The 2,127-nt window shown below is 75.0% G+C and carries 2 protein-coding genes; one reads left to right on the top strand and one right to left on the bottom strand.

The window, feature by feature from the left end:
- The first annotated feature begins 5 nt into the window (after window positions 1–5).
- Window positions 6–1,625, top strand: a complete 1,620-nt coding sequence (locus ACFUEL_RS38900; RefSeq protein WP_380242815.1) for a TROVE domain-containing protein — start codon at window positions 6–8, stop codon at window positions 1,623–1,625.
- Window positions 1,626–1,643: 18 nt separating this feature from the next.
- Here the strand turns inward: ACFUEL_RS38900 and ACFUEL_RS38895 are convergent, their stop codons facing one another.
- A complete protein-coding gene (locus ACFUEL_RS38895) occupies window positions 1,644–2,054 on the bottom strand; it encodes a hypothetical protein (protein ID WP_380242814.1) in 411 nt (136 codons plus the stop codon).
- Window positions 2,055–2,127: the final 73 nt, after the last annotated feature.

The following is a 2,127-nucleotide window of genomic DNA, read 5'->3' as shown; positions in this document are numbered from 1 at the left end:
TCCCCATGGCCCGCTTCAACTTCCGCCGATCCGCCGCCAAGGTCGCCGAGGCCACCGAGGCCGCCCCGGCCGTCGACGGCCCGGCCTCGCCCGTGACCAGCACCGGGCGGACCGTCCCCAACCACAACGGCGGAACGGGCCACCTCCGCGACGAGAAGTCCGAACTCTTCCTGCTCGCCGTCGCCAACCTCGTCGGCCAGGACACCTTCTACGAACGCGGCGGCGCCCGCGACGACCGCTACACCGCCCTCGTCCGCCACCTCGCCGTCCACGACCCCGAGTGGACCCTCGGCCTGCTGCGCTGGCTCCGCCACGGCGCCGCGATGCGCACCGCCCCGCTGGTCGGCGCCGCCGAGTTCACCCGCGCCCGGCTCGACGCCGGCCTGCCCGGCCACTCCCGCCAGGTCGTCGACGCCGTCCTCCGGCGCCCCGACGAGCCCGGCGAACTGCTCGCCTACTGGACGTCCCGCTACGGCCGCAACCTGCCCAAGCCGCTCAAGCGCGGCGTCGCCGACGCCGTCGCCCGGCTCTACGACGCCCACGCCCTGCTCAAGTACGACACCGCGAGCAAGGGCTACCGCTTCGGCGACGTCCTGGAACTCACCCACCCCGCCCCGCACCGCGACAAGCCCTGGCAGGGCGAGCTGTTCCGCTACGCGCTCGACCGCCGTCACCGCCCCGACCAGGCCCTCCCGCCCGCCGGGAACGCCGTGCTGACCGCGCACCGCGCACTGATGGCGCTGCCCGTCGCCGAACGCCGCGCCGCCGTCACCGGCCCCGGCGGGGCCGAGCGCCTCGCCGCCGCCGGAATGACCTGGGAGGCCCTGGCCGGCTGGCTCCAGGGCCCGCTGGACGCCGCCGTCTGGGAGGCCGTCATCCCGTCCATGGGCCCGATGGCGCTGGTGCGCAACCTGCGCAACTTCGACCGGGCCGGGGTCTCGGACGAGGCGGCCGCGGCCGTCGCCCGCCGGATCGCCGACCGCGGGGAGGTCAGGCGCTCGCGCCAGTTCCCGTTCCGCTACCTCGCCGCGCACCGCAACGTCCCCTCGCTGCGCTGGGGCCACGCCCTGGAACGGGCCCTGCGGCACTCGTTGGAGAACGTGCCGGAACTGCCCGGACGCACCCTCGTCCTGGTCGACCGCTCCGGCTCGATGTTCGACCGGCCCAGCGCGCAGAGCGAACTCAACCGGGCCGACACCGCCGCCGTCTTCGGCACCGCGATCGCGCTGCGCTCCGCCGCCGCCGACCTGGTCGAGTTCGGCACCACCAGCCGGGAGATCGACCTCCGGCCGGGCGACTCCCTGCTCAAGACGGTCGACCGCTTCGGCGACCTCGGCGGCACCAGCACCGCCGCGGCCGTCCGCGCCCACTACCGGGGCCACGACCGGGTGGTGATCGTCACCGACGAACAGGCGTACGGCGACTTCTCCCACGACCCGCTGGAGTCCGTCCCCGCGCACGTCCCCTGTTACACCTGGAACCTGGCCGGCTACCGCACCGGCCACGCCCCCTCCGGCACCGGCAACCGCCACACCTTCGGCGGCCTCACCGACGCCGCGTTCCGCCTCGTCCCGCTGCTGGAGGCCGGGCGGGACGCGGCCTGGCCGTGGGAGCAGCAGGACTGAGCGCGCGTCTCCGGGGCGTCAGTCCCCGGAGACGCCGAAGAAGCCCACGTGGGTGGGCTCGCCGTCGGTGTGGAGCAGTACGTACCGGCCGGTCCAGCGCCCGTGGAGCTCGGCGTGCAGGCCGGGGGAGCCGGCCGCGGCCAGCGCGTACTGCTCGACGGTCGGCCGTTCGGTGCCGAAGCGCTCCAGCAGGCGCTGCGGCGGGAGCGGCCGGATGTCGTCCCGGGCACCGTCACCGGCGCCGGTCAGGTCGAGCACCGAGTGGGTGCCCCGCGTCCCCATGAACTCCCCGTCGGACCGGAGTTCTTCGAGGCTTGCGTACTCCTCGTCCCACTCCTCGGCGGTGAACACCTCGCGGTGCAGCGCGTCCAGGCTGCGCTGGGGGGAGCCCAGCCACGGGGTGACGTAGTTCCAACCGCTCGCGCCCACCCGGGCCTCCTCTTCTCGTTCGAACGGTCGGAGGCTACTGCGGGACACCGACGGGCAGGGGTCGGCCCCGGAC

The organism is Kitasatospora sp. NPDC057198 (genome assembly GCF_042670125.1).
In the GTDB taxonomy this organism is placed as follows: domain Bacteria; phylum Actinomycetota; class Actinomycetes; order Streptomycetales; family Streptomycetaceae; genus Kitasatospora.
Note: the sequence above shows the minus strand (reverse complement) of the source record. Positions and strands in the feature narration are given on the sequence as shown.

What these genes read in the sequence shown, in the direction of transcription:
- ACFUEL_RS38900 (WP_380242815.1), top strand. Translation starts at nt 6, where the DNA reads ATGGCCCGCTTCAACTTCCGCCGATCCGCCGCCAAGGTCGCCGAGGCC.